21 protein-coding genes and 1 pseudogene are annotated in these 25381 nt (G+C 41.1%); all 22 read right to left on the reverse strand.

From position 1 onward, the window contains the following. Positions 1-16 precede the first annotated feature (16 nt). The gene (glmS, locus tag DWX91_RS12325) at positions 17-1885 is read right to left on the reverse strand and encodes a glutamine--fructose-6-phosphate transaminase (isomerizing) (RefSeq protein ID WP_118539059.1); all 1869 of its coding nucleotides are present in this window, start codon (positions 1883-1885) and stop codon (positions 17-19) included. An 85-nt stretch (positions 1886-1970) separates the two neighbouring features. Next, positions 1971-3355: pseudogene (gene glmM / locus DWX91_RS12330) on the reverse strand (phosphoglucosamine mutase). 390 nt (positions 3356-3745) lie between these two features. Further along, positions 3746-4456: an acyltransferase family protein gene (locus tag DWX91_RS12335; RefSeq protein WP_412693906.1), complete on the reverse strand. Its 711-nt coding sequence runs from the start codon at positions 4454-4456 to the stop codon at positions 3746-3748. Between the two features lie 105 nt (positions 4457-4561). Next, on the reverse strand, positions 4562-5731 hold the full coding sequence (locus tag DWX91_RS12340; protein WP_118539063.1) for a Coenzyme F420 hydrogenase/dehydrogenase, beta subunit C-terminal domain: 1170 nt from the start codon (positions 5729-5731) through the stop codon (positions 4562-4564). A gap of 31 nt (positions 5732-5762) precedes the next feature. Then, positions 5763-6866: a polysaccharide pyruvyl transferase family protein gene (locus DWX91_RS12345; RefSeq protein WP_118539065.1), complete on the reverse strand. Its 1104-nt coding sequence runs from the start codon at positions 6864-6866 to the stop codon at positions 5763-5765. 6 nt (positions 6867-6872) lie between these two features. Next, positions 6873-8372 (reverse strand): lipopolysaccharide biosynthesis protein, encoded by a 1500-nt coding sequence (locus DWX91_RS12350; protein WP_118539067.1) that lies wholly within the window; start codon positions 8370-8372, stop codon positions 6873-6875. Positions 8373-8640: 268 nt separating this feature from the next. After that, positions 8641-9750 (reverse strand): non-hydrolyzing UDP-N-acetylglucosamine 2-epimerase, encoded by a 1110-nt coding sequence (gene wecB / locus DWX91_RS12355; RefSeq protein ID WP_118539069.1) that lies wholly within the window; start codon positions 9748-9750, stop codon positions 8641-8643. Between the two features lie 18 nt (positions 9751-9768). Continuing rightward, positions 9769-11028: a hypothetical protein gene (locus DWX91_RS12360; protein WP_118539071.1), complete on the reverse strand. Its 1260-nt coding sequence runs from the start codon at positions 11026-11028 to the stop codon at positions 9769-9771. A 58-nt stretch (positions 11029-11086) separates the two neighbouring features. Continuing rightward, complete coding sequence (locus DWX91_RS12365) at positions 11087-12241, reverse strand: glycosyltransferase (RefSeq protein ID WP_182435081.1); 1155 nt, start codon at positions 12239-12241, stop codon at positions 11087-11089. Between the two features lie 38 nt (positions 12242-12279). Further along, a complete protein-coding gene (locus DWX91_RS12370; RefSeq protein ID WP_118539075.1) occupies positions 12280-13455 on the reverse strand; it encodes a glycosyltransferase in 1176 nt (391 codons plus the stop codon). A 30-nt stretch (positions 13456-13485) separates the two neighbouring features. Next, positions 13486-14295, reverse strand: coding sequence for an ATP-grasp fold amidoligase family protein (locus DWX91_RS12375; RefSeq protein ID WP_412693903.1), 810 nt, complete (start codon positions 14293-14295; stop codon positions 13486-13488). 106 nt (positions 14296-14401) lie between these two features. Next, complete coding sequence (locus DWX91_RS12380; protein ID WP_118539079.1) at positions 14402-15496, reverse strand: glycosyltransferase family 4 protein; 1095 nt, start codon at positions 15494-15496, stop codon at positions 14402-14404. Continuing rightward, complete coding sequence (locus DWX91_RS18200; protein WP_412693904.1) at positions 15493-15678, reverse strand: hypothetical protein; 186 nt, start codon at positions 15676-15678, stop codon at positions 15493-15495. The genes DWX91_RS12380 and DWX91_RS18200 overlap by 4 nt, the downstream gene beginning before the upstream one ends. Beyond that, entirely contained in the window at positions 15651-16670 is a 1020-nt protein-coding gene (locus DWX91_RS12385; protein ID WP_412693905.1) for a glycosyltransferase family 4 protein, read from the reverse strand. The genes DWX91_RS18200 and DWX91_RS12385 overlap by 28 nt, the downstream gene beginning before the upstream one ends. 18 nt (positions 16671-16688) lie before the next feature. After that, positions 16689-17939, reverse strand: coding sequence for a nucleotide sugar dehydrogenase (locus tag DWX91_RS12390; protein ID WP_279220256.1), 1251 nt, complete (start codon positions 17937-17939; stop codon positions 16689-16691). A gap of 45 nt (positions 17940-17984) precedes the next feature. Further along, positions 17985-18725: a nucleotidyltransferase family protein gene (locus DWX91_RS12395; RefSeq protein ID WP_118539081.1), complete on the reverse strand. Its 741-nt coding sequence runs from the start codon at positions 18723-18725 to the stop codon at positions 17985-17987. 11 nt (positions 18726-18736) lie between these two features. Then, entirely contained in the window at positions 18737-19120 is a 384-nt protein-coding gene (locus DWX91_RS12400; RefSeq protein WP_118539083.1) for a VOC family protein, read from the reverse strand. Beyond that, complete coding sequence (locus DWX91_RS12405) at positions 19117-20289, reverse strand: galactokinase family protein (RefSeq protein WP_118539085.1); 1173 nt, start codon at positions 20287-20289, stop codon at positions 19117-19119. Before DWX91_RS12405 ends, DWX91_RS12400 begins: the two co-directional genes overlap by 4 nt. A 22-nt stretch (positions 20290-20311) precedes the next feature. Next, positions 20312-21388 carry a GDP-mannose 4,6-dehydratase gene (locus tag DWX91_RS12410; RefSeq protein ID WP_118539087.1) on the reverse strand — a complete coding sequence of 359 codons (1077 nt, stop codon included), beginning with the start codon at positions 21386-21388 and terminating at the stop codon, positions 20312-20314. 1067 nt (positions 21389-22455) lie between these two features. Further along, positions 22456-22776: an NAD-binding protein gene (locus DWX91_RS12415; RefSeq protein WP_118472781.1), complete on the reverse strand. Its 321-nt coding sequence runs from the start codon at positions 22774-22776 to the stop codon at positions 22456-22458. Positions 22777-23167: 391 nt separating this feature from the next. Beyond that, positions 23168-24628: a sugar transferase gene (locus tag DWX91_RS12420; protein ID WP_118539089.1), complete on the reverse strand. Its 1461-nt coding sequence runs from the start codon at positions 24626-24628 to the stop codon at positions 23168-23170. 114 nt (positions 24629-24742) lie between these two features. Beyond that, on the reverse strand, positions 24743-25378 hold the full coding sequence (locus tag DWX91_RS12425) for a hypothetical protein (protein ID WP_118472779.1): 636 nt from the start codon (positions 25376-25378) through the stop codon (positions 24743-24745). Between the last annotated feature and the right edge of the window lie 3 nt (positions 25379-25381).

Here is a 25381-nt window from a genome sequence, read left to right on the forward strand (position 1 = left end):
TCCCTATTGCTATTTTTCATTCTACAGTAACACTTTTCGCCAGGTTTCTTGGCTTATCCACATCCAGACCTTTTGCCACAGACACATAGTAGCCCAGCAGCTGCAGCGGAATCACTGCCAAACTTTCCACAAAGTGCTCGTCCACCTTCGGAACATAGACCGTGAAGTTTACCTGATCTTCGATTTCGTACTTGCCATATGTAGTCAGCCCCATCAGGTATGCACCACGGCTCTTACACTCCAGCATATTGCTGATGGTCTTTTCATACAGCTCGCTCTGTGTCAGCACACCGATGACCAGCGTTCCCTGCTCGATGAGGCTGATCGTACCGTGCTTCAGTTCGCCCGCAGCGTATGCCTCGGAATGGATGTAGCTAATCTCTTTCAGCTTCAGACTTCCTTCCAGGCAAACTGCATAATCAATGCCACGGCCTACAAAGAACACATCATGGGCATTTGCATACTTTGCCGCAAACCACTGAATACGTTCCTTGTCTTCCAGCACCTTCTGCATCTTCTCCGGGATGGCCAGCAGCTCGGAGATATAGTAGCTGTACTGTTCTTCAGTGATTTTTTCTCTAACCTTCGCAAACTGAACCGCCAGACAATACATAGCCGCCAATTGTGCACTGTATGCCTTGGTCGTTGCGACAGAAATTTCTGGGCCAGCGAGTGTGTAAAACACCTTATCGGCTTCACGAGCAATGCTACTGCCCACCACATTGACGATTGCCATTGTGGTAATGCCCTTTTCTTTTGCAAGACGCAATGCTGCCAGTGTATCCGCTGTCTCACCAGACTGGCTAACAACGATCACCAGTGCCTTCTGATTGAGTGGCATTTTACGATAGCGGAACTCAGATGCGAGTTCCACACGCACCGGGATATCTGCTATATCTTCCAGCACATACTGAGCAGCCATGCCCACATGCCATGCAGAGCCACAGGCAACAATATAGATTTGCTCAAAATTTTTAATTTCGTCCTCGGTGATCTCCACACTGGACAGGTCGATAGCGCCGTTCTTGATCACAGAGTTAAGGGTATCCTGAACAGCTTTCGGCTGCTCATGGATTTCTTTCATCATGAAATGCTCAAAGCCGCCTTTTTCGGCTGCTTCTGCATCCCACTTGATCTCGGTGGTCTGCTTCTCAATTTCATCACCGTTCAAGTCATAGAAATGAGCTTCACCCGGAGTCAGTTTTGCGAACTCAAGGTTGCCAATGTAATACACGTTGCGAGTGTATTTCAGAATTGCCGGGACATCCGAAGCCACATAAGTTTCACCATCCGCAATACCGATAATCATCGGGCTATCCTTACGCGCCACCCAGATTTCGCCCGGATAATCACGGAACATCAGTTCAAGCGCATAGGAACCTCGTACACGAACCATCGTCTTGGCAATGGCATCGATAGGGCCGAGGTTGTACTTCTTATAATAGTAGTCCACCAACTTGATGACTACTTCGGTATCCGTCTGGCTGTAAAAAGTATAACCGTGCTTCAGCAACTTTTCCTTCAGTTCGACATAGTTTTCAATGATACCATTATGAACGCCGACTACTTCTGATTCTACTGCCCCAGAACCAGAACGGTTGCAGTTGCCAGACACATGAGGATGTGCATTGGTCTGACTCGGCTCACCATGTGTTGCCCAACGTGTATGACCAATACCACAGGTTCCTTTCAGCGCATTACCAGCATCTGTTTTCTCGATCAGGTTGGACAGACGGCCTTTTGCCTTGACGACCTGTGCCAGAGCTTCTCCATCGCGTACAGCCAGTCCAGCCGAGTCATATCCTCTATATTCCAACTTTGACAGACCGTCCAACAAAATCGGTGCTGCCTGTTGGTTTCCTGTAAAACCAACGATTCCACACATAGGTTTATCCCTCCCGTTATTTAATCTATTATACTTTCCCTTCTATGCAAAACGACTCCGGGAACTGCCAGAGTCGTCATTGACTTTATGCCTTATATCCCTTTTCGCAGATCACATTGACCACTTCATCAACATACTTCTGGCAGGTATCATGGTCAGGTGCCTCCACCATGACACGCACCACAGGCTCTGTACCGGATTCACGAACTAGAATACGACCAGTATCGCCCAGTGTTTCTGCCACTTTATTTACCGCTTCCTGTACATCAGGGTCATTCTGTGCGGCTTTCTTATCCGTTACACGGACATTCTCCAGCACCTGCGGATAAATTTTCAGCGGTGCTGCCAACTCACTCATCGGCTTCTTCTTGGCCAGCATAACTTCCATCATCTTCAGGCTCGTCAGAATACCATCGCCGGTACTGGCATACTTGCTGAAGATGATGTGTCCACTCTGTTCACCACCGATACGACAACCATTCTTTGCCATATATTCATAGACGTACTTGTCGCCCACGGCAGTCTTAGCATAACCAATGCCCTGCTCATCAAATGCTTTGTACAGGCCAAAGTTGGACATAACGGTCGTAACCACAGTATTGGTCAGCAGCTTGCCACGCTCTTTCATATAGCAGCCATAGATATACAGGATATGGTCGCCAGTGATGACATTTCCCTTCTCGTCCACGCACAAGCAGCGGTCAGCATCGCCATCAAAGGCAAAACCGACATCCAGCCCGTTCTCTACCACGAACTTCTGCAGGCCTTCGATGTGGGTGGAGCCAGCGTTATTGTTGATGTTCAGGCCATTCGGCTTGTTGTTTATGACATAGGTGTCAGCACCCAGCGCATCGAAAACGCTTTTAGCGATGTTCCAAGAACTTCCGTTGGCGCAGTCTAGGCCGACCTTGACACCCTTGAAGGAATAGATGCCGAGACTGATCAGATAGCCATATAACGGTTACGGCCTGCCACGTAGTCCACCGTGCAGCCGATGTGCTCACGACGAGCAAAGGGCAGTTCCGGCCAGTCCTTATCGAACACATGGAGCTTTCCGTCGATATAATCCTCCACCAGCAGCAGGGTCTCCTCCGGCATCTTCTCGCCGTAGCAGTCGATCAGCTTGATGCCGTTATCATAGTAGGGATTGTGGCTGGCAGAGATCATGATGCCACAGTCAAAGTCATCCACACGAGCAATATAAGCCACGCTGGGCGTAGTCGTGACGTGCAGCAGGTAGGCGTCTGCGCCGGAAGCAGTTAGACCTGCAACCAAACTATATTCAAACATATAGGAGCTGCGACGAGTGTCCTTGCCAATGACAATGCGAGCGGGGTCGGTATCACCATTGCGCTCACGCAGAGCATTGTAATACCAACCCAGAAAGCGACCCACTTTATAGGCATGGTCCGCTGTTAATGTAATTCCGGCTTCACCACGGAAGCCGTCCGTTCCAAAATACTTACCCATTTTTAATTACCTCTTATTGTTCTATCTTAAAAGGAGAAATTTTCAAATATCAGAAATAGCAAACCACATTTTTTCATTCCTGATATAATCATATGTTTAATCACTTATCTTCAATTGATTTAACAAAGCACTTGCCTTATGCACTATAATACTTTGAGCACTAATCAAGCCAATTAATATAATGATTTTTGAAAAGGTAGAAATTTGCAAGCTTAAAATAGATAAAGGTCCCAATATGTATAAATTTGCAAGCTTAAAATAGATAAAGGTCCCAATATGTATATATGATGAGCCAAGTATATATCATATGAGTATTTATCTGATAATTTTTAGTATGTGAGCAATTCCTGAAATATGTTGAAGAAACTTTTTATTATATCACATATAAAATTAAAAACAATGAAACTCCCAGTAATAAATGACATAGTTCCCATATCGCGCATATAACGAATTTAACGCATCATTTTTTAATGTGATTTTTAATATATACTTCATATATATTTTCACAATATTAAATATAATGCTCGTTGGAACAAACAACAAACTCGCTTTATATAGCCACTTTTCATCTTTCAGTTTCAGTTTTCCTATAGAATATCCGCATATATAACACAAAATCCAAATTGGATTAAATTGTGGCAGATGTATTTGAACAACAATACACAAACACACGCAAAATGAGAAAAATTCTATTTTAAAGTTTTTGCGATTTTGAAACTCATATACTTGAGATAATATCGGTGTCAACAAATAACAAAATAAAATTGTTCCTACAAACCACAAATGTCCTAAACCAGCTATAGTTCCTTTACAAAACACCATTAATATAATGTCTTTTATATCAACCACTTGATCTGAAAATATATATAATAAAACCACATCAATTAATAAACAAACATAATAGCCACTAAGAATCTTTATAAATCTTCTTTTTATAAAGCTGTATCCATTGTCGATTCTTCGTTGTCCATATAAAAAGCCGGATATGCAAATAAAAATTTGAACACCGCAGTTAAACCACCATGCTAGCTCGTTATCATAATATTGTAAAACATGGCATGCTACAATGAAATTCATAGCAATATATCTACAAAAACTAATACCTAAATCACCTCTTACCCCCCCCCGAAATCATTCATTTTCTTGATATCTACGCCTTTAGTCATTCATCAAACCCCTTATCCTTCAATTATTTACACTGTATTCTCATTGAATCTTTCTATCCCAACAAATACACTTTTTTATAATACTTTTAAGTAATATAATAGGGTATTCTTTGTAATAACGTTTACACACCTTTTTATAAACCGTAGCCTTAAATGCAGCATCTATTCCATATTTATAATATTTTTCCCAAAACAAATCGTATTGAGAACTTTTAGGTAAAGGTGCTCGAAGCTGTGAATTACCAGCAACAGCTTCACTCCAATTTCTTTTTTCAAGAACTAGTGATTTGCATTCATTTAAAAAATCAAATCCGCGTTTACTATTTACTCCTATTACCGAAACTTTTCTATTTGGCTTATGAAAGGGAGCTTCTGAGCCAATTCCCCAAAAATCTCCAATCGTAAGATCTGAGCATCTTTTTTCACGTGCAAATGGGCATTCAAAACAAGCATCATTATTGATAATGCCGGAATTAAATGCCTCCAAATATGGATCCCACCACATCCTCCGATGCCATACATTTTTCTTACCATCGTTGAGGATCATCTCCTCGCCCCAAGATGATCTGAAAGAAATTTTTTGAATTTTACTTTTCTTTTTTACCTCAACCCATTTGATATAATCGCGTAAAACTTTATATGATGGAACTCCATGACAAATCAAATCAACCGTCAATAGCCTTTCTGCGTTGTCCATTGCAATGCTACGAGCCGCTTCACATTCACACGGCGTCCCAATGAACAATACATTCTTTCCTTCTTTCAAAACGCTCTTTACTTGATTTAATGCATCGACTGGATACGCTTGAACATATTTACTTCCTTTAAATTGTTCAATGTTCTGCTTATCACAGGAAAGCTCCATTCTGGCCTTAAAGTTGGAGTCCATAATCGTTCCCACAATCGCCCAATTCTTATCGATTGCCAACTCATAAAAAGCTGCTGCTACACCTCCGGAACTGCTTCCATTTTGCTTTTCCGGATCCGTTCTATACGCTGCATACGTTACTGTATTATCTTTGTACTTATACTCGCTATTTGCAGGACAATGCTTAGAACACAAACCGCAATCTACACATTTTCCCTGATCGATGACCGGTCTAAGATGCCCCGTTGTTTCATTTTCTTTCAGTGATATCGCATCCTTAGGACACACTGTACAACACGCGCCACAACCGTAGCATTTTTTATTTTCACAAATTTTTTGCATATTTTCCACCAAACTTTCTGCAACGCACAAATTATTGCAATGCGCTTTGCAAAAATTCTTTTGAAGATTTTAATAATGCACTTTTTCTTTCATTTACTTTACTATAATTTATATCACTTTCGATCAAACCATCTTCCTTTGTGGTGACAAATCGATCTGCTAACCCCATCACATTCATAATATTATCCAATCGAGAATTGTATTTGTCACGTTTCAACGCCACAAACTGTCTTTCCATATTGATTGAAAAAGACACTCCATGAAAAGAATTTGTAACCACAAACGAAGCATGCCGGAATAGCCAAATATACTTATCCGGAGTTGCGTCCGAAACGACTAGGTCAACGCCATAATCAATTTTGCTATATACTGGCCGGATTAAAACTGTATGCAGTCCTTTAGCAACAGCAATCTTTTTTGCCAATTTTACAATATCTTCTCCTCTTGTATCCAAGAAGTAAATCAACAAATATTTTTCTGGGCATCCCACAACTTCTTTTTCATAGTTCTTCCATTGTGCTCTGCTGAAAAGGAACGTCGGATCCAGCACAAATTTGCAATTCTGAATCCCATGTTCATCCATAATTTTAGCTGAAGATTTTTCTCTCAGGCTGATTGCCGAAAAAGTCTCCAGCAGCTTACGTATCTTATCCCAATCTGTGTCTGAATATTCCTCTTTCCCACAACTAGCCGCATATGCGATCTTCGTTGTATTCTCAGAAGCAAAGCCAAGATAATACATCTCATCAATGCCCTGATTGTATTCGCTGTTCCAAATCTGATCACTTCCAGCGATCAAATAATCATAATCGCCAAATTCAGCCTTTGCTTCCCGCATTGAATAAATCGGCTTTGAAACGGAGATATTTTCTTTTAGATAAGATATATATTTTTTATTTGTTTTTTCAAACCGGCTCATTCTAATCAAGCCGTGGATAAAATATTTTGCTCCATGACCAGATATATTCTTCAATCGGTTTATTCTTTTGAATCGTTTCGGAATATAATTAATAACATCAACGCATTCAAATTCAAAATTCTGTTTTAGATACTGGGACAATGCTATCGCTTGCAGTGCTGATCCAAAGTTGACGCCATAATGTATCGATATTATTCCTACCTTTTCTTTGCGCATAATATCTCACCCTTTTCTTCTTCTGACAGCTTTCTTGCATACGTTCAAGAACAGCTCTTTATCAAATGCAAAATTCAAAACAACAGTAACTGCACAGTATACGCCAAAACACAACACTCCATTTTTGACCCACAAAATCAATGTAGACGATCCCGTCGTATCTAATACCGACACAATAAGACAAGAAATCACAATCGTGCCAATCGAAAGGCTCAATCTTTTAACGATATTAGAAATCGGATACGGCATAATATCTTTATTTATAAACCAGACCAGATATATCATTCTGTACAGCATACCAATAAATGTTCCAACAGCAATTCCCTCCAAGCCAAATTTAAAGACCAATATAACAGAGAGAACGATGTTGATGATTGCCTCTATATAAGCACTATTGGAAGTCTCTTTGAATTTACCTGCTGCATATACAACCGATACATAAGGATCGCGAATACAATAAATATACTCTGCAAAAATGATTATGGTTGAAAAAATCACTCTATAATAATTGGTATCTGTCACGCCATGCGTATAAATCAACACAAAACTAGGCAGCAAATAGATACAGCATCCAAATATTATAGTCGCGACATTTGATACAACAAACTCATAAGTTTCCATATACTTGCTTGCTTGTTTATAATCGTTTACTGCAATCGCCTTTCCGATCATCGGATTAAACGCATTGGAAAACGACTTAAAAAGGTTTTGCAAATTTTTTACGACCAATAAATAAACCGAATAGACCGACACTGTTTTCAAGTCGCTAAATAGCGTCAGCACAACCACGTCTGTATTACTGTGGATAAAATAGGCAAAATTCTGTCCAAAGCAAGCCCATCTTTGAGCCAACGAGTTTTTGTCTGGTTCCACATCCTTATACAGTTTATAGTGTTTTTTTACGTAATTACTATAAGCCACCGGCTGTATTGCAAACAACAGCACGCTGCACAGCTTTACAAAATGCAACTCCGGAAACAGCTTAATCGAAACAACGACTGCGATGATGTTCAACAATGTAATCAACGATTGCCACAGTTGAACAATATACATTTTCTGATCTGCCTGCAGCAAAAGCTTGTACGTAATAGAAAAAAAGTATTGTATAAACAAAGTAAACGACAAAATCACAGTCAACGAAGCCACATAAAGCCACGAAAAGCTCGATTTAATCACAATCGGATACACACATGCCAATGCGATGGTGTAAAACACAAATATAGATGCAATCTGTCTGAAGAAGTTCTCAGCCGCTTTCAATACGCTGCTTATTTTTCTGTCATCTTTCTTTGCAAGTGGTCCATATAAAGCTGTAAGAACCACACTGCCAATTCCACCTTCAACCAATGCAATATAATTCAAAAATTGCGTTATTGACGATACCAGTCCATTCGCTTCTGAGCCAAAGGTGCTTAAAATCAATCGGGGAACGATCAATCCACTTATAAATGTCACCAACTGACATAGCATAGTGCAGCCTACATTTAGCATTACTTTTTTCTTCATTCAATTATCTCCATTTGAAACCTTTCATTAAATATCCTACTTTTAACTTATCCTTCATTTTCGATTTTCAATTTTCTCTTGTATTTAGGAATTTTCTTAAAATTAACGGATGAAGTGAATCTAAAATTGAATTCACTTCATCCATCAATTCTACAAGTGCCTATAAAATCAATTTCGTTCCTTTATAGGATACATTCTACTGCTTGAGAGTATCTATTCTTTCCAGTTAAAATGATACTGTCTCAATACAGTCATTTCCATGCAAACATCAAATAGAAGTATATCCTTTTTCCAAAATGTCCGCAATTCTTTCACAAGCATGGCCATCACCATACGGATTGGCAGCATGTGCCATTTTCGCATATTCTTCTTCATTATCGAGCAGTTTTGTAAACCACTCATATATTTTTTCCTCACTGGTACCAACTAATTTCAATGTTCCTGCATCAACGCCTTCCGGACGCTCCGTAGTATCTCTCATAACAAGAACCGGTTTTCCGTAGGAAGGGCATTCCTCCTGGATTCCACCAGAATCTGTCAGGCACAAAAAGCATCTAGCTTCAAAATTATGACAATCGAATACCTCAATGGGATCAATGATATGGATTTGGTTACAATCTCCCAGCTCTTCATCGGCAGCTTTTCGGACGATCGGATTCATATGGATTGGATAAATAGCTTTTACATCCGGATGTTCATTTAAAACCCGCCGAATCGCTCTGAACATATTGTGCATCGGCTGACCAAGATTTTCTCTTCTATGCGCAGTAATAAAAATCATCCTGCTGTCGCCTACCCAATCCAGTTCCGGATGATGGTAATCCGCAATTACTGTATGCTGCATGGCATCAATCACGGTATTCCCCGTCACATAAATGGATGTTGCATCTTTCCCTTCGTCCAACAAATGCTTTTTTGCCAGTTCAGTGGGAGCAAAATTATACTTACTGATAATTCCGACTGCCTGACGATTGAATTCTTCTGGATACGGGCTGTAAATATTGTAGGTACGCAAGCCGGCCTCCACATGTCCGACCGGAATTTGCAAATAGAAGCAAGCCAATGCTGTTACAAATGTCGTCGTGGTATCACCATGAACCAAAACGATGTCAGGTTTCACGTTCTCTAAAACCGCTTTGATTTTTTCCAAAATACCAGTCGTAATATCAAACAATGTTTGCCCCTGTTTCATAATTGCCAAATCATAATCTGGAATAACATTAAAAGTTTCCAGCACCTGATCCAACATCTGCCGGTGTTGACCTGTAACACAAACGATGGTTTCTAAGGTTTCTCTTTTTTTCAGCTCGTTTACCAACGGACACATTTTTATTGCTTCTGGTCTTGTACCAAAAACTAACATCACTTTCTTTTTCATACAATTACTCCTTTTTATTTATTGCTTTTGGGTTTTGAGTGAATTTTGAACAAAATATATAACGCTCAAATAAAATGGCATACACCACATTCGTTGTGCATCAAAAATATTAAGTAAAATACAGGATAGTATCATATACACAACAACACATTTTTTTAAGCAATCATCTCCACCCTCAATCTTCCTAATTCTATGAGAAGCAAATGTTCTTTTCATTGAATCAAAAAACAATTTTCCGTATAATAGCAACGATAAGATTCCAAATGTAAAAATTCCGCCCAAAATTCCAAGGTCTTCCAGCCAAAATCTATCTGTATCGGATCTTCTTAAAATACTAAATGCCTTATTAGTATATGCTGATAAGAATCCTACTCCTAAAATGGCATTCTTTTCTTTAATCAAGCTCCAATAATGATCGATCGTCAATAATCTTGCTGCTGTAGAACCTCCGTCCATACCATTAAGCGAAAACAAATTCAGAATATAATCTAAGCCTCCAAAAAGGACGAACGCAATAATAATAAAAGAAATCGCCATCAGTTTGACGTTCTTTTTTCTATTGGAATCTGTTGAGCAATAATATCCATATGCCGTTAAAACAATCGTTACTATTAGCTGAAACCTATATTGCGTCACAAAGATCAAGTATATGTATAAGAAAGCCAAAACAAGCCAATACAACAACTGTTTTTTCACAAAACAATAGTAAAGGGTCACACATAACACAATGCCAAATAGCGCTCCTGTATCCATTCGCATAAAACCGTTTCGTGTCCATCCCTCAGAGTACTGGAATAGCAAACCCGAAAAAACTGTCATTCCCTTGAAATTATACAAATACCATGTAATAAATTTAATTCCAAGAAGAAACATCGACGTCCAATATATTGTTTTTGTGAATTTATACATATCGTCATCCATAGTAAAAATATAGACGATTGGATATGAATAAAAAGCATAAAAATACTTTCTGGTGATTATTAATAGCTGTACAATGTTATATCCGTACGCAATCACCGAGTAGATCATTTCTATTAAAATAATCACTAGGTAAATCATCAAATAGTTTGATAATGCTTTGCACTGCATTCTTAAATTCATATTTGAGCGAGTCTTATTTTTCACGTATAGTGCTAATAAAACGCCTATCGCTGCAATTAAAATCTCATAAACAAAAGAGCTTCCTGGCAACGTAATTATTTTATCAAACCCTAATGTGTATAATGTCACTGCACAAATAATCACTTTGAACAATTGTGAGACCTTAACTTTTCCCATATCTATTTTCTCCTATCCAATGAATAACCACCGGACAACATCAGCCTCCTTCAATATTTCAATCATTTACTATCGAGTTTACAATACAATCCAAATCCACACTTTCAAAAAAAGCTTTTGAGTTTTTAACCATTTCATCATGGTTGGCATCCACGTATCGAATTGCATCTATAATTGTTTCCGGCTTCAAATCTCTACAACAAACACCAATATTATACTTTTCAAACGGTTCTCTTAATCCCAATACATCTGTACCTATCATCGGAATATTGCAGCCTGCATATTCATAAATTTTATTTGGTGCACAATACAGTGCATTCAGAATTGTAAATCCACTGCCTTCGATTTCTCCCGGCTTATAAGGGACCAGCGCAATATCCGCATATTTTAAAAACTCCAAATGTTTCGGTGGATTAAAAAATCCCATATATTTTAAGGAGGAATAGCTATCGCACAGCTTCTTAAATTCTTCTGCGCCATCTCCTCTGAACTTGCCGAACAAATACAGGCAATAGTCCTCTTTTACTCTTTCGACAGCTTCTGCAAAGGATTGCAAATCTCTATCTGCACTGATAACTCCCAGATAAATGATTTTTTTGCGTTTTTCCCTTTTCATCTCCTCAATTACAGGAAGCATATCCTCTTGTACTTCGCCACTCTTGAGGTAGTACGGTTTATTGGGCAAAACATAGGGGAGCTTTTCCAAGTTCCAACCGACTTTTTGTATATATGCTCTATTTTCTTCTGGAACAACAATTTTCCATGCCTTTTGAGCATAATGCTTAATATTAAATTTTAAAATTTTTGCGCCTCGGAACATCGGATATGTATCTGTCAATTCCATCAGCTGCATTACATGTCTGTCACTATATTCCAGCAGTTCTTTTCCCAAAGTTCTTACAACACTCGGATTAACAGTCCACACGATATCTCCATCCATAGTATCTTTCAGCGCCGCTCGATATCCTTTGGTTTTTATACCTCTTTTTTTTAAGCGCAAAAATATGTTACTGTTTTTGACCGCCTTTATTTCTGTATACGAAAATCTCTTATCCTCCGCAATGATCGTCGGAAGATTCTTGACGCCTTCAGCTACTAAATGAACTTTATAATCGTTGTTCAAAAGGCATTCTATCAAATTGAGCGTTGGTGGATACAGCATCACATTCTCATAAATGAAAATTCTTATCATATTTTTTTTCTTGTCAAACATCACAATATCTCCCATTTGCTTTAAACCGTCTTTTTCTTTTATTGCAAGTCAAAAAGTTGATAGTATCCCTCAATTTCTTTTTCATTTCCATACTCATGCCGAGACAGGTATTCTGAATACCGACGCGGTTCTTTCAAAATTTTCATGATACCGTCAGCAATTTCCTTGCCGCTCATTCCTACAATAACGCCCTCATCCTCGTTAATCTGATCATATACCGTAGGATAATTTGTTGTAACGATTGGGCAGCACAGAATTTTTCCTTCATCCAAAACTACAGATTTTCCCTCAAAACGTGACGATTGTACCAACACGTCTGCATTTTTCATATATGCGTAGGGATTTTCCCGTGCCCCTATAAATTCAAAACAGTCTTGCACTCCCAATTCTTCTCGTTTTTTTTCTAATTCTTCCTTTAAACTTCCGATTCCTAAAACGACCCAATGAAACTTCACTCTAGATTTTTTCAATTCCAAAGCTGCTTCCAGTGCAAATTCAAATCCTTTTTGCGCATTCAGTCTTCCAATTGATACGATATTCAACACATCTCTTTTAAATTCAGGCGGATAAAATTCTTTTGCCAAGTTTCTTATAACCTGAGAAGATGTCAGGTTGGGTAAAACCACAAATTTTTCTGCAATGCTAGGGAAGTTTTTCTTCAGGTCTTTGGCACACAAATCAGATATCGTTACCACCTTGTCTACTTTTTCAAAATACTCAAGGTCCATTTCTTTAAAATGTCCAAGCTGGGAATATTCATTATGTACCCATGCAATCTTCTTTGTAGCCTTTACTTTATCTACAAGAAAATATGTTTGTTCGCGCTGCATATAAGCGATTGCCACATCGTATTCTTTTGTAAGTTCTGGTATGATTTTTTTGTAAAAATGCTCCCATCTGTATTGGCGGCTTTTCGCAACAGAGTTTGTTTTTTTACGGGAAATAAAAGTTCCTATCATATGAACAACCGAAAGATATGGATGTTTCAACGCCTCTGTTTTGTTGTTATCATACAGTGTATATAATTTATTGCAATTCGAGATGATATTCACCTCTTTGGGAACTTGCTTTAAGAACATTCCTTCATTCTGAAACAGCAGCAAATCCACATTATACCGATCATAATCCAGCAACTGTAATAAGTTTACTAGGCTTCTCTCAGCTCCACCATTTCTTAGGCTGCTCATTACAAATAAAATGTTTCTTTTTTCCATTACTCCTGCTCTTTCCTCCCCATTCTTCTTTTATTTCGTCGGCAAGGTAATCCAAGAGCCAAATTTTTCATCCCATTCTGCCGGTTCAAAGCGTTCGAATCCACTCCAATGGAAAAATGTGATCTCCCCGAAATACACTTTGCCATTGATGTCGTAAAAGTCAATCCGCGCTTCCGGCAATCCCTTTGACAAGATCTCCGCATATTTCTTCATTTCATCCAATCCCTTAGGCCGTTTGATTTTATCCCACTCTTTGGAGTTTGGATGACCATTCGTAAAAGGCAGATGGTTAAAATCCATATCAAAGAAATCGAACTTTGTCTCTTCGTTCGGATTCGTGCGATCCGATGCAATAAACATTGCCTTTGCTTCACCGTCAAAAGCAAAAATCTTATAATCCTTTAACTCATAGCCCGATTCATCGACCATGTATTCTTCTGCGATAATTCTGCGCTTTACATTCTTATATGGCCATTCTCTATTTTGCATATAATAGTCGTTCTTTAGGCTCTTCTCGATTTTCTTTTTTGCCACCGTCATATCCAGTTTTGATTTATCTGTGCAAATAACCAATCCTCCGGAATCATGTGTACACTTCAGAACAAACTGATTCGGTAGCTTTGAAAAGTCTATATCATCAAAACGATCCCATACACCCAGTGTCTTAATAATATGTTCTTCTCCAATTTTAGATGCTACATATTGCTTTACTTCATACTTATCCACCATCATCGTATATTCGGGTTTTCTGTCATAAAGCTTCAGCCACTGGAGTTTTTCGCTATATGTTTTCGGACTGTTCAAATCCAGCGGGTATCCAAACACATTCTTAAACTGCATTTTCAAGAACTCTTCATCGCTCATATTCTTGAAAAAACCATGCTGTGCCAATATAATCGTTCTTTTCTTAGGACTTTTTAGAACCGCTATTCCTTTTTTGATTATATTACTCATTTTTCAATTCCTTTCCGCATACACTATATGCCAATTCTCTCCACTTTCGACAGATCGTTTCCAGTTTCAACCGTTCTGTTGCAATCTCAGCATTTTTGCCCAATTCATTTCTCAAGTTTTCATCTTCTATCAATGCCATAATTTTTTCAGACAGCACATCAACATTCCCGATTGGTACAAGGAAACCGCTTCTGCCATCATCAATTAACTCTGAGGGACCACATTCACATCTTGTAGAAATACAGGGCAAACCTGCGTGCATTGCTTCACACAGTACATTCGGAAATCCCTCATAAAATGATGAAAGCACAAACACTTTGGCTTTTTTCATTTCAAGAAATGGTGTATGCGTCACACCGCACAATTTTACATTTTCCTCAAGATTTTCTTTCCTTATTAAATTTTGAAGTTCCTCTCTACGATTTCCTTGCCCAAAAATCTTCAACTTCCAAGACGGATGTTTTTCTGCCACCGCTTTGTAGGACTTAATCAATGTCACAAAATCTTTCTGTTTTTCCAATCGACCTACTGAAATCACCGTATTTTCTTTTTCAATATCCTGTCCCACACATTGTTTGCCCATCTCGTCAAAGTCCAAGGGGTTTTCCAGAACCACAATCTTTTTTTGTAAATATGCTGGATAAAATGATTTCATCTCATTCGTCTGTACACAGATGGTATCCGCAAATCGATATAAGAAGCATGTGATTTGAAAAACATATTTAGGATATTTCCGTAAAAGATTATTTCTGTCGCAAACAATTACCTTTGTCCTCGACATAAGCCCTGCTAAAATCAGCATAAAATTGCATCTGCTCAAAAAGGAAATTGCCACATCCGCTTTTCTCTGATCCAGATATCTACAAGTCGCATGGAAATCATAAATCCACTCAAGGAATTTACCCTTTCCGTTATAATTGACTTTATTTAGCTTAACACCGTCTGCCACACTATAAAACTGTGGCCGTTTTTCATAAGATGTAACACTGACATCTTCACCATGTTCGGCAAAGTTAGCTGCAAGATTCGTTAAGACATGCTCTGCCCCACCACTAGAGAGGCTACTAATATAAAAATCCACTTTCATTTGCTTTGTATTACTCCGTTTCTGCTTTCCCGTTCTTGCAGTACGGTATTATAATCTACGACATCACCCGCATAGACGCGCAACATTTGATCTACTACAATATCCCAATTATATCTATCTAAGATATAAGGTGCCGCTTCTTTCTTATATTTTCTCACAAGATTTTCGTCATCCAAAAGCATCTGTAATTTCTTCTGAGGTCTGTTTCATTTCCTTTTTCAAAGGACAGGGCCTTGTCATGTACTACCTCTGTGTTTTCTGGAATGTCGCTAATCAAACAGCAATTGCCATAACTCATAGCTTCCAACAAAGCATTAGCCATTCCTTCCAAGTTACTCGGAAGCGCAAAGATGTAAGCATTGCTGTAAAGTTCCTGCACCTCTTGTCCATACACATAACCCGTGAAAATTATTCGTTCGTCTCCCTCTGCTAATGCAAGGAGCTGATTATAGTAATCCTTGTTCGACTCCGATCCTCCAGCGATTACAAGTTTCCTATCACTTGAACATTCTCTAAATGCCTTAATTAAATACTGAAGCCCTTTTTCCGGCACAATTCTTCCCAATGATAGAATATATTCATTCTTTTCTAATCCGTATTTTTCTTTAATAATTTCCGGTGCATGGCTTTTGGGCTTATCAATACCATTCGCAAATAGAATCGAATTCACTCCATATTTTGTGTCAATATATTCTTTCATGTTTTTGGAAAGCACCAAACACACATCTGCTTTTGTTGCAGCCATTCGCTCTCCAAATTCAAGGTATTTTGATGCAAACCCGCCCCACTTATCTCTTTGGCTATCTATACCATGTAGCGATGCCACTACTCGTAACCCAAAAAGTTTAGCAAGTGGAATCATAGCACATGATCCTGACGCACGGAAACTCACACAATCATACCGGCTGAATGCTGCATGAATTGTTGCAAGAAAAGAATAAATCGGAACACACGCCGCTCCCTTTACTGTTGGAACCGTTACTATATTAATTCCTTTATATTTTTTCAGCTTCTTGCCATCAAATTCTTTTCCAAAAACATTGTGACCGCCACGGTTATATACTGTGACATCATTTCCTCTTTGCACCATCCGAACCGCATGTTGCTCTACGCCTTTCTCTATTCCACCTTCGTTTGATGGTATACGCTTATGACCAATTATTGCAATTTTCATTACTCCGCCCTCAACTAATTAATCTCTCTGGAAAATGTCTCTCGTATAAACCTTCTCTTCCACATCATCAAGACACTTATCATATCTGTTTGCGATAATGGCCTGGCTGCGCTTCTTGAACTCATCCAGATCGTTTACCACAACGCTGCCAAAGAACTTTTCGCCATTTTTCAGAGTCGGCTCATAGATAATAACCGTTGCACCCTTGGCTTTAATGCGCTTCATGACACCCTGAATGGAGCTCTGGCGGAAGTTATCACTGTTGCTCTTCATGGTCAGACGGTAAACGCCAACTACAACTTCTTTTTCCTTGCTCTCATCCCAACTGTCATTCGCTTCATAAGCACCAGCAATTTCAAGCACACGATCCGCAATAAAATCTTTGCGCGTACGGTTTGATTCCACGATTGCTTCAATCAGGTTTTCCGGTACATCTGCATAGTTTGCCAGCAACTGCTTGGTGTCTTTCGGCAGGCAATATCCACCATAACCAAAGGATGGGTTGTTATAGTGACTGCCGATACGTGGATCGAGGCAAACACCGTTGATAATCTGCTGGGTATTCAGTCCCTTCATCTCGGCATAAGTATCCAACTCGTTGAAGTAGCTGACACGCAGAGCCAGATATGTGTTGGCAAACAGCTTGACTGCCTCTGCCTCGGTGAAGCCCATGAACAGCGTGTCGATGTTTTCCTTGATGGCACCCTCCTGAAGCAGTTCTGCAAAGGTGTGCGCAGCCTTCACCAGCCGAGCATTCTCCACGTCGGTACCGACAATAATGCGGCTCGGATACAGGTTGTCGTAGAGTGCCTTGCTCTCGCGCAGGAACTCCGGGCTGAAGATGATGTTGTCACAGTGGAACTTCTCACGAACCGATGCAGTGTAACCAACCGGAATGGTGCTCTTAATCACCATGATGGCTTCCGGGTTATACTCAATTACCAATTTGATAACAGCCTCAACTGCGGATGTATCAAAGAAATTCTTCTTACTATCGTAATTTGTAGGTGCAGCAATGACCACGAAATCTGCATCGGAGTATGCTTCCTTAGCATCCAAAGTTGCTGTCAGATCCAGTTCTTTTTCTGCCAGATATTTCTCAATGTATTCGTCCTGAATCGGAGACTTCCGATTGTTGATCAGTTCAACCTTCTCCGGGACGATATCCACAGCCGTAACATGATGATGCTGGCTCAACAGCGTAGCAATGGAAAGTCCTACATAGCCTGTGCCCGCCACTGCAATTTTCAAATCCTTAAATTCTCTCATAATACTTATCTCCTCATCTGTTTTTTCTTCTGTTTATATTTACCCTCACTTTGAAAACACGCTTTTTACATACTCATAGCTGTTAATATCGCCAATGTCATAACGCTTACCCGGCATCCTATAAGCGTGCATCGGGGTCTGCTTGCTCAGCCATGCTGCAAAACTACCCGGTGCGTCATAACCGCAGCCGTTGTCCAGTGCTTCCTGAATGCGTTTTACATCCTCACTGCGATAGCAATAGAACGGCGGAACCGCCAGATTGCCTTTCGGCTCCTGTGGCTTTTCCTCATAGGATGTAATCAGGTTATTATCATCCACTGTGATGATTGCCGTTTTCTGCTGTTTTTTCAGTTCATTTTCCTCGTGGCACATCACGCAGGAAGTTTCTTTTTCCTTTGCAAAATCCACGAAAGCGGAAAGGCTGAAGTCCAGCACGTTATCACCGGCCATGACCAGCAGATCATCGGAAATATTCAGCATTTCAACTGCAAGCTGAATATCCTTGACAGCGCCCAGACGCGTTTCATTTGTGCTGGTTCCATCATCAATCACCGTGATCTCATAAGGACGAACTTTTTTCTTATTATTTTTCCAGTCCTCAAAGTGCTGTGCAAACTTGTGATTGGAAATCACTACAAATTCATCAATATCAGTGGTTTCCACTAAATCGTCCACCAGCCAGTCGAGAATGGATTTCTCGCCAACCTTCAGAAGCGGCTTCGGAAAATTCTCTGTCAGCGGATAAAGCCGAGTGGCATATCCTGCTGCTAAAATCAAACATTTCATCTATGGTTTCCTCACTCATGTATTTCTATCGGCAGTCCGTCTGGGTCCTGAAAGAATGTCATTTTATCTTTCGTGTAGGTATCAAATCGAACTGGTTCGCACTCTATTCCCAGCGATTTCAGTTCTTTGACCGTTTCTTCTACGCTTTCTACTCGAAATGCCAGATGCCGCAACCCACAGGCTTCTGGACGGTTCACTCTTTGGGGAGAGTTCTTTTCTGCAAATATCTCAAGTTCTGTGTGTTCATCTACTCGAAGATCCAGCTTCCAGTCACCACGCTCTGCCCGGTAATTTTCCCGAATCACTTCAAAGCCGAGCTTCTGAACATAGAACTCTCTCGCCTTTTCAATGTCGGAAACAATTATAGCGATATGGTGTATCGAACTCAGTTTCATAACTCCACACCATCTGCGCTCTCACACAAGTGGAAGCTATACTTTCCTTCCAGTTCCGGGAAAGCTTTCAGATATTCTGCTCCGACCTTTGCCTCAATTTCTTCTGCTTTGTTCGGATCAATCAATGCCATGCAACAACCCTTGAAACCTGCACCGGAGAACCGGCCACCGTAGATTCCATCGGTATCTGTCATGATCTCATACAGTTTTTTCAGTTCATCGCAACCACACTCATAGCTATAAATCGAGGACTTGCCGCTTTCAAAAACAAGCTGACCATAGCCTTCCAGATCACCTTTGCGCCACAACTCTGCACCGTTTTCTGCACGAGCGAATTCGCTGTAATAATGCTCTGCCCTGCGCCGCCACAGTTCCGGCAGGCGATCCTTATAGCTTTCAAATACTTCAAACGGCACATCCCGCAAGCGGGTATTGGCAAAGGTGTCATAATCCATCCCTGCATAACCCATCAACGCATAAGCCGCTGCTTTGCATTCATCCTGCCGCAGGTTGTATTTGGAGTTTTTCAAGGAGCGTTCCAGGCCAGAGAAGAAAATTGCTACTTTGTAAGGTTTCATTGTCTCGTTGGTCGGAATCAACTCGTAGCTGTCATCTTTCGTGTCGAGGTATAGCAGATGGTTCTTCTTGGAAAGGACTTCACAACTCTGGTCAAGCTTGCCACAAGAAACACCTACATACTGGTTTTCTGCGGCTTTTGCAGTGAGAATCATCTCCATCGGTTCCAGATGAATACCGTTAACTTTGCACAGTGCCGACAGAAAGCAGATAATAACCGCTGCCGAAGAGGAAAGACCACCAATCGGCAGACTTCCTTCGATGATGCCGGACAGACCAACTTTCAGCCGGTACTTCTCGCTCAGCATCTTTGCTGCGCCACGCAGATGGTCAGCCCAATCTCCTTCTTTTTCCTCTGGCACTGCATTCACGAAGAACTGCGCACGTTTCGGGAAATTCAACGACTGCAATTCCACAACACCATTGTGTTTCGGATGGTATGCCATGTGGATGCCCTTATTAATTGCCAAACCATTGATCTTGCCATACTGGTGATCAATGTGAGCTCCAAGCGGGCTGATGCGGTACGGACAGAAAGCTACACCATACGGTTCCTGATGGTATAATTCCTTATAAACCTCAACACACTTCATTTATCTGATTTCCTATTCTTTCTTATTTATAAAATTCTGCATACCACTCAGCGAACTTCCTCAGACCAGTTCTCAGACTTGTACTCGGCTTATACCCGAAATCACGCTCCAGTGCGCTTGTATCTGCATAGGTCACAGGCACATCACCCGGCTGCATTGGAACGAGTTTTTTGTGTGCTTCAAAGTCATAATCTTCCGGCAGCACTTTTGCCCGAACCAGTTCTTCCTGCAAAATCTGTACGAAATCCAGAAGGTTCTCAGGATTCTGATTGCCAATGTTGTAGACTGCATACGGAGGAATTGGCAGACCATCTTCTCCATTTCTGCGTTCCGGTGCGCCCTGCATGACACGAACAACACCTTCCACAATATCGTCCACATAAGTAAAGTCACGCTTGCAGTTGCCATAGTTGAAAATCTGAATCGTCTCACCTTTCAGCAACTTATTAGTGAAACCGAAGTAAGCCATATCCGGGCGGCCAGCAGGCCCATATACCGTAAAGAAGCGCAGACCCGTAGACGGAATGTTGTAGAGTTTGGAATATGCGTGAGCCATCAGCTCGTTAGATTTCTTAGTTGCCGCATACAAAGAAACTGGATTATCTACCTTATCATCTGTGCTGTACGGAACTTTCTTATTGCTGCCGTAGACAGAAGAACTAGACGCATAGACCAGATGTTCTACCGGAGTATGTCCCTCATCGTAGGAATGACGGCAAGCTTCCAGAATGTTATAGAAGCCAATCAAGTTTGCTTCTACATAAGCGTCTGGATTCGTGATAGAGTAACGAACGCCCGCCTGTGCGCCGAGATTGACAACGATCTGCGGCTTATACTGCTCAAAAATAGTTGTGATTGTTTCCTTATCTGCTAAGTTTCCTTTTACAAAGCTGAAATTTTCAAACTTGTTCAGTTCATCCAATCTCGCTTCTTTCAAGCGAACGTCATAGTAGTGGTTCATGTTATCCAGTCCCACAACCTTTGCTCCCTCTACGGTTGTGAGAATCCGTTTCGCAAGGTTCGAGCCAATAAAACCAGCCGCACCCGTAATAAAAATGCTTGTGTTTTTCAAGTCGATTTTCGTCTTGTTTTCCATCATCGTTTCATCTTTCCTCCCACATCAAAGTACTTTTGAATTATTATTTACAAACAGCAAACAAGCCCACGGCGGATCACTCAATTGCAATCCACCGTAGGCTCGATTCGTTCTCCTTAATTTTTTACTTGCTGCTCATTTTGTGGGTCAAAACAGAGCTGCACCAAAGCCTCCCACTTATAACCTCTGGATTTCAGCTTCTCCGCAGCCTGTCAGCAAATAAATACTTTTGTTGAACGAGTCGAGCCGTCAAAACCCTTTAGTTATCGTGGTTTTTCTTGGTTGACCCTATTATATCTCTAGCCCCAGTGCCCGCAACGGAGATTTTGTAATTCTTCATGTTATTTACTCCTCCGGCCCTCATCGGGCATATCCTCTAATTTTCTATGTACACATCCATATGGATGGTCTTTCTCTCTAATTCCTCATGTGTGATAACCACACTCGGCTAAGTGTTTTCTTATACTGTCGTATCCAACTACCCCAGCAATCATATTTCCCTTGTTTTCTACTCCATAAAACATCCGTTGAGTACACTCGTCTCTATTCCTCTATAGCCGAAGTGTTGATTTATACAGTCGAACCCCGTATACCCTGCAATGACGTTTTTTCTAAGTGTTGGATTGTCGAATCGAACCCTGTCGGCGCATGAGTTTTGTTAAAACTGTATATATCATCCGGTCAAATTCTCACCATTCATTGTTCGTTATGAACAAATCATTCACTCTCACCGCACAAAATCTGTATTTATCATCGCCATCAATGCTCTACTCAACAGCTGTTTTATGAAGTAGAAATCGTCTGTTTTTCCGTAATTTTCATGACTCAACAAACCGTTATGATGTAGATGTCATTAGCAGGTTAAATAGTGTACTCAACAGCAGTTTCAGACGTTAATGATAAACTCACGGATTTTTTTGTTTTCCCCTGTTTTCCGCCATTTCTATGGTTCTTCTGAAAAAGATGTGCCAATTTTGTGCCACATGGGGCAAAAATTCAGCGTTTTGTATAAGCATCTAGCATTTATAGCTCATACAGCTGTGAAATATAGCCAATTTCAGCAGCCCCAATTAGTGTGCAAAACAGGTTCTTTTCGATGTTGCTACGTCAATACGGTTTGTTGAGTAGACATTTGTAGGTGCCGCTATTACAACGAAATCTGCATCTGTGTATGCGGTCTTCGCATCCAACGTCGCGGTCAGATTTAATTCTTTCTCTGCGAGGTACTTCTCTATATAATCATCCTGAATCGGAGACTTGCGATTGTTAATCAGCTCAACCTTCTCCGGTACAATATCAACTGCAGTTACCTGATGATGCTGACTCAGCAAAGTTGCAATCGACAGCCCAACGTAACCAGTGCCAGCAACAGCGATTTTGAAATTCTTCATAATATTTACTCCTCCGGTCTTCTTTGGACCTAATTACCTCAAAAGGTGTTTTTATCTATGTACACGTATTTCTTGCCAATCGTATACTTTTACCCCCTCAACTTACTTCAAAGCACAACAACAAGCCTGTATACAGATTGCAACAACAATCTATACGCAGGCTTGTCCTCGTACCTCCTTATTCTGTTTTCTGCTCTATCAGCTTTCGCTGTGATGGGTTAAGTATAGAGCGCAACCAGAAGCCATTAACCCCTGAAAGCACGCTGGCCGTAACGCACCATGACAAGCAGAAACAAGTTGAGGTGAAAAGGTCAAGCCGCGCAAACCCGCATGAAATCAGGCTTTTCTCTGCTCTCAATCGAGCCATCCACTTATGGATAACTTGTCCCCCTTACACCGCCCCATCTCTCCTCAAAACCACCATCACCGTCTTCATCAGAATCTTTATATCCATTCCGATATTCCAATTAGTGATATACTCCCGGTCGAGGCGGACAACTTCTTCGAAGTCCGTGATTTCACTTCGACCGCTGACCTGCCACATACCGGTAATACCCGGCTTGATCGCCAGTCTGGCTTTATGGTGCAATTCATAGAGATTGGTCTCTGAAATCAGCGGCGGGCGGGTGCCTACAAGCGACATATCTCCTTTCAGCACATTGAAAAACTGAGGAAATTCATCCAGGCTTGTCCGGCGGATAAATTCACCGATTCCGGTCTTATGGCTTCCATCCGGCATGATTTGATTTCCGATCACGCGCGGGTCAAAATCAAGCTTGAACATCTTTCCATCGCCCAGCTTATTTTCTTTCATCAGCTCATCACGGCGTGTTTCGGCGTCCATGTACATACTTCTGAATTTGTACATTTTGAACCGTTTTCCATTTTTTCCGACTCTTTCCTGGGTAAAAAAGATCGGTCCCGGTGATGACAGATAAATCGCAGGTGCAAGAAATAAAAAGAGTACCGCCGTCAATGCACAGCCGATCAGTCCGCCTATGACATCCATCATCCGTTTGAGAAAAAGCTGGAAAGACGACGCATAATTGATGCTCGTTGTCAGCACGGTATACGGTCCTATTTTCTCCACAAACTGTCTCTTTCCCGGCACACTTGTCACTTTTGCCAGGTTCAGATGCACCGTTACGCCGGTTTCTGTCAGCTGGTTCAGCAGCTTATCCGGATATGGCACCATCTCTGAGGTTATAACAACAACCTCATCAATCCATCCCTGGCAGACATAATGGGGAAGTTCTTCCTCCTCCACTATCACAGGGATTTCTTCGATTTTCTCTCCTACATGCGATTCGTGACATCCGATCAGGCAGACCCCCGCAATCATGTATTGTGCATAATTGTTTTCCTTGATCGTTTTGACCGTCCGTCCGGCTATGTCCTCATTTGTCACAATCAGCAGAACACGCTTGTTTCCATCGACTGTTTTTTTCCGCTGCAGATGCCATTTCCAGCATTCACGCACAATATATGCGATTCCGATATAGAAGACAGCCGTCAGCATCAGTGCCAGCCTGGAATACCTCTGCCCTTCCTGCAGAAGGAACAGATATAAAAGAGCACTGCCTTCTATAAAAACGGCCTGCTTGACAGCTACTATAAATTCCACAAAATGGTCTCTTCTTATGACTCCCCGCATTGTCTCCCGGCAAACCAGCAAAATCAGATCCATCATTCCTAAAAAAATCGCCATATTCCGATACAAAATCGGTGTGTATATATCCCATCCATACCCACTGCATGCATAGGCAAGTATTAATGCCGCCTGCAGAGAAATCACATCCAGGATGATGAAATCGATATGCTTCATCCATCCGCCTGAATTTCTTCTGTACATATCTACCGCTCCCCCCGTCAATGCCTATTGCAATCGACTTTGTAAATCAGCCTCTCAAGGTACCGACAGGTACCTCTCTTACCAGATACCTGCCGGCTTCCGCGGCCTTATCAATTAGTTCTTATGAACCAATGTAAAGACTGCATTGCCCGGAATTGTTACATTAACAGAGTTTGTTGCATGATCAATCCCGTTGACCGGAGCTAATTCCCACTTATGATCGGTTTCACTGTAGTAGTAGATTTCTACATTCTGAACATCACCCAGAGCTGCTACTGCAATATTTACCGTGACCGGATCACTCACTACACCGCCATTTGCATCGGTTGTCATGAGCTGCTGTGCCGGCATAAGCGGAGAATATCCAACCAGTGCCGGATCACCCGTTACACGATACAGCGGAACACCTGCATTGATCTCAAACACTTTTTCTGCAACAGCCCAGCTATTGCCGTCTTTGATCTGCTGATCGGATGCGAACCCAACCGAACTGCCATTTGCAGTATTTCCCTGCGAAACAGTAATACCGTTGGAACCATTCTTACCACTATTCTTGATACCCGTAGATGTCTTGTTGGTAATGGTTCCCGCATTTACATTGAGACCTGCGCTCTTGGAAGAGGCAGAACCTGAACTGCTTCCTCCGCGGTTGACCGTCACATTTGTGTTCGGGCTCGCTGCCATTGCCAGTGTGCCCGGCACTGCCATGATTGCTGCTGCCATCATGAGTGCTGCGTACTTCTTTTTCATTTG

Origin of the sequence: Clostridium sp. AF22-10 (assembly GCF_003478725.1) — a bacterium.
Classification (GTDB): Bacteria; Bacillota; Clostridia; order Lachnospirales; family Lachnospiraceae; genus Otoolea; species Otoolea fessa.

What these genes read in the sequence shown, in the direction of transcription:
- glmS (WP_118539059.1), bottom strand. Translation starts at nt 1,885, where the DNA reads ATGTGTGGAATCGTTGGTTTTACAGGAAACCAACAGGCAGCACCGATT.
- DWX91_RS12340 (WP_118539063.1), bottom strand. Translation starts at nt 5,731, where the DNA reads ATGCAAAAAATTTGTGAAAATAAAAAATGCTACGGTTGTGGCGCGTGT.
- DWX91_RS12345 (WP_118539065.1), bottom strand. Translation starts at nt 6,866, where the DNA reads ATGCGCAAAGAAAAGGTAGGAATAATATCGATACATTATGGCGTCAAC.
- DWX91_RS12350 (WP_118539067.1), bottom strand. Translation starts at nt 8,372, where the DNA reads ATGAAGAAAAAAGTAATGCTAAATGTAGGCTGCACTATGCTATGTCAG.
- wecB (WP_118539069.1), bottom strand. Translation starts at nt 9,750, where the DNA reads ATGAAAAAGAAAGTGATGTTAGTTTTTGGTACAAGACCAGAAGCAATA.
- DWX91_RS12360 (WP_118539071.1), bottom strand. Translation starts at nt 11,028, where the DNA reads ATGGGAAAAGTTAAGGTCTCACAATTGTTCAAAGTGATTATTTGTGCA.
- DWX91_RS12365 (WP_182435081.1), bottom strand. Translation starts at nt 12,241, where the DNA reads ATGTTTGACAAGAAAAAAAATATGATAAGAATTTTCATTTATGAGAAT.
- DWX91_RS12370 (WP_118539075.1), bottom strand. Translation starts at nt 13,455, where the DNA reads ATGGAAAAAAGAAACATTTTATTTGTAATGAGCAGCCTAAGAAATGGT.
- DWX91_RS12375 (WP_412693903.1), bottom strand. Translation starts at nt 14,295, where the DNA reads ATGCAGTTTAAGAATGTGTTTGGATACCCGCTGGATTTGAACAGTCCG.
- DWX91_RS12380 (WP_118539079.1), bottom strand. Translation starts at nt 15,496, where the DNA reads ATGAAAGTGGATTTTTATATTAGTAGCCTCTCTAGTGGTGGGGCAGAG.
- DWX91_RS18200 (WP_412693904.1), bottom strand. Translation starts at nt 15,678, where the DNA reads ATGCTTTTGGATGACGAAAATCTTGTGAGAAAATATAAGAAAGAAGCG.
- DWX91_RS12385 (WP_412693905.1), bottom strand. Translation starts at nt 16,670, where the DNA reads ATGAAAATTGCAATAATTGGTCATAAGCGTATACCATCAAACGAAGGT.
- DWX91_RS12390 (WP_279220256.1), bottom strand. Translation starts at nt 17,939, where the DNA reads ATGAGAGAATTTAAGGATTTGAAAATTGCAGTGGCGGGCACAGGCTAT.
- DWX91_RS12395 (WP_118539081.1), bottom strand. Translation starts at nt 18,725, where the DNA reads ATGAAATGTTTGATTTTAGCAGCAGGATATGCCACTCGGCTTTATCCG.
- DWX91_RS12400 (WP_118539083.1), bottom strand. Translation starts at nt 19,120, where the DNA reads ATGAAACTGAGTTCGATACACCATATCGCTATAATTGTTTCCGACATT.
- DWX91_RS12405 (WP_118539085.1), bottom strand. Translation starts at nt 20,289, where the DNA reads ATGAAGTGTGTTGAGGTTTATAAGGAATTATACCATCAGGAACCGTAT.
- DWX91_RS12410 (WP_118539087.1), bottom strand. Translation starts at nt 21,388, where the DNA reads ATGATGGAAAACAAGACGAAAATCGACTTGAAAAACACAAGCATTTTT.
- DWX91_RS12415 (WP_118472781.1), bottom strand. Translation starts at nt 22,776, where the DNA reads ATGAAGAATTTCAAAATCGCTGTTGCTGGCACTGGTTACGTTGGGCTG.
- DWX91_RS12420 (WP_118539089.1), bottom strand. Translation starts at nt 24,628, where the DNA reads ATGTACAGAAGAAATTCAGGCGGATGGATGAAGCATATCGATTTCATC.
- DWX91_RS12425 (WP_118472779.1), bottom strand. Translation starts at nt 25,378, where the DNA reads ATGAAAAAGAAGTACGCAGCACTCATGATGGCAGCAGCAATCATGGCA.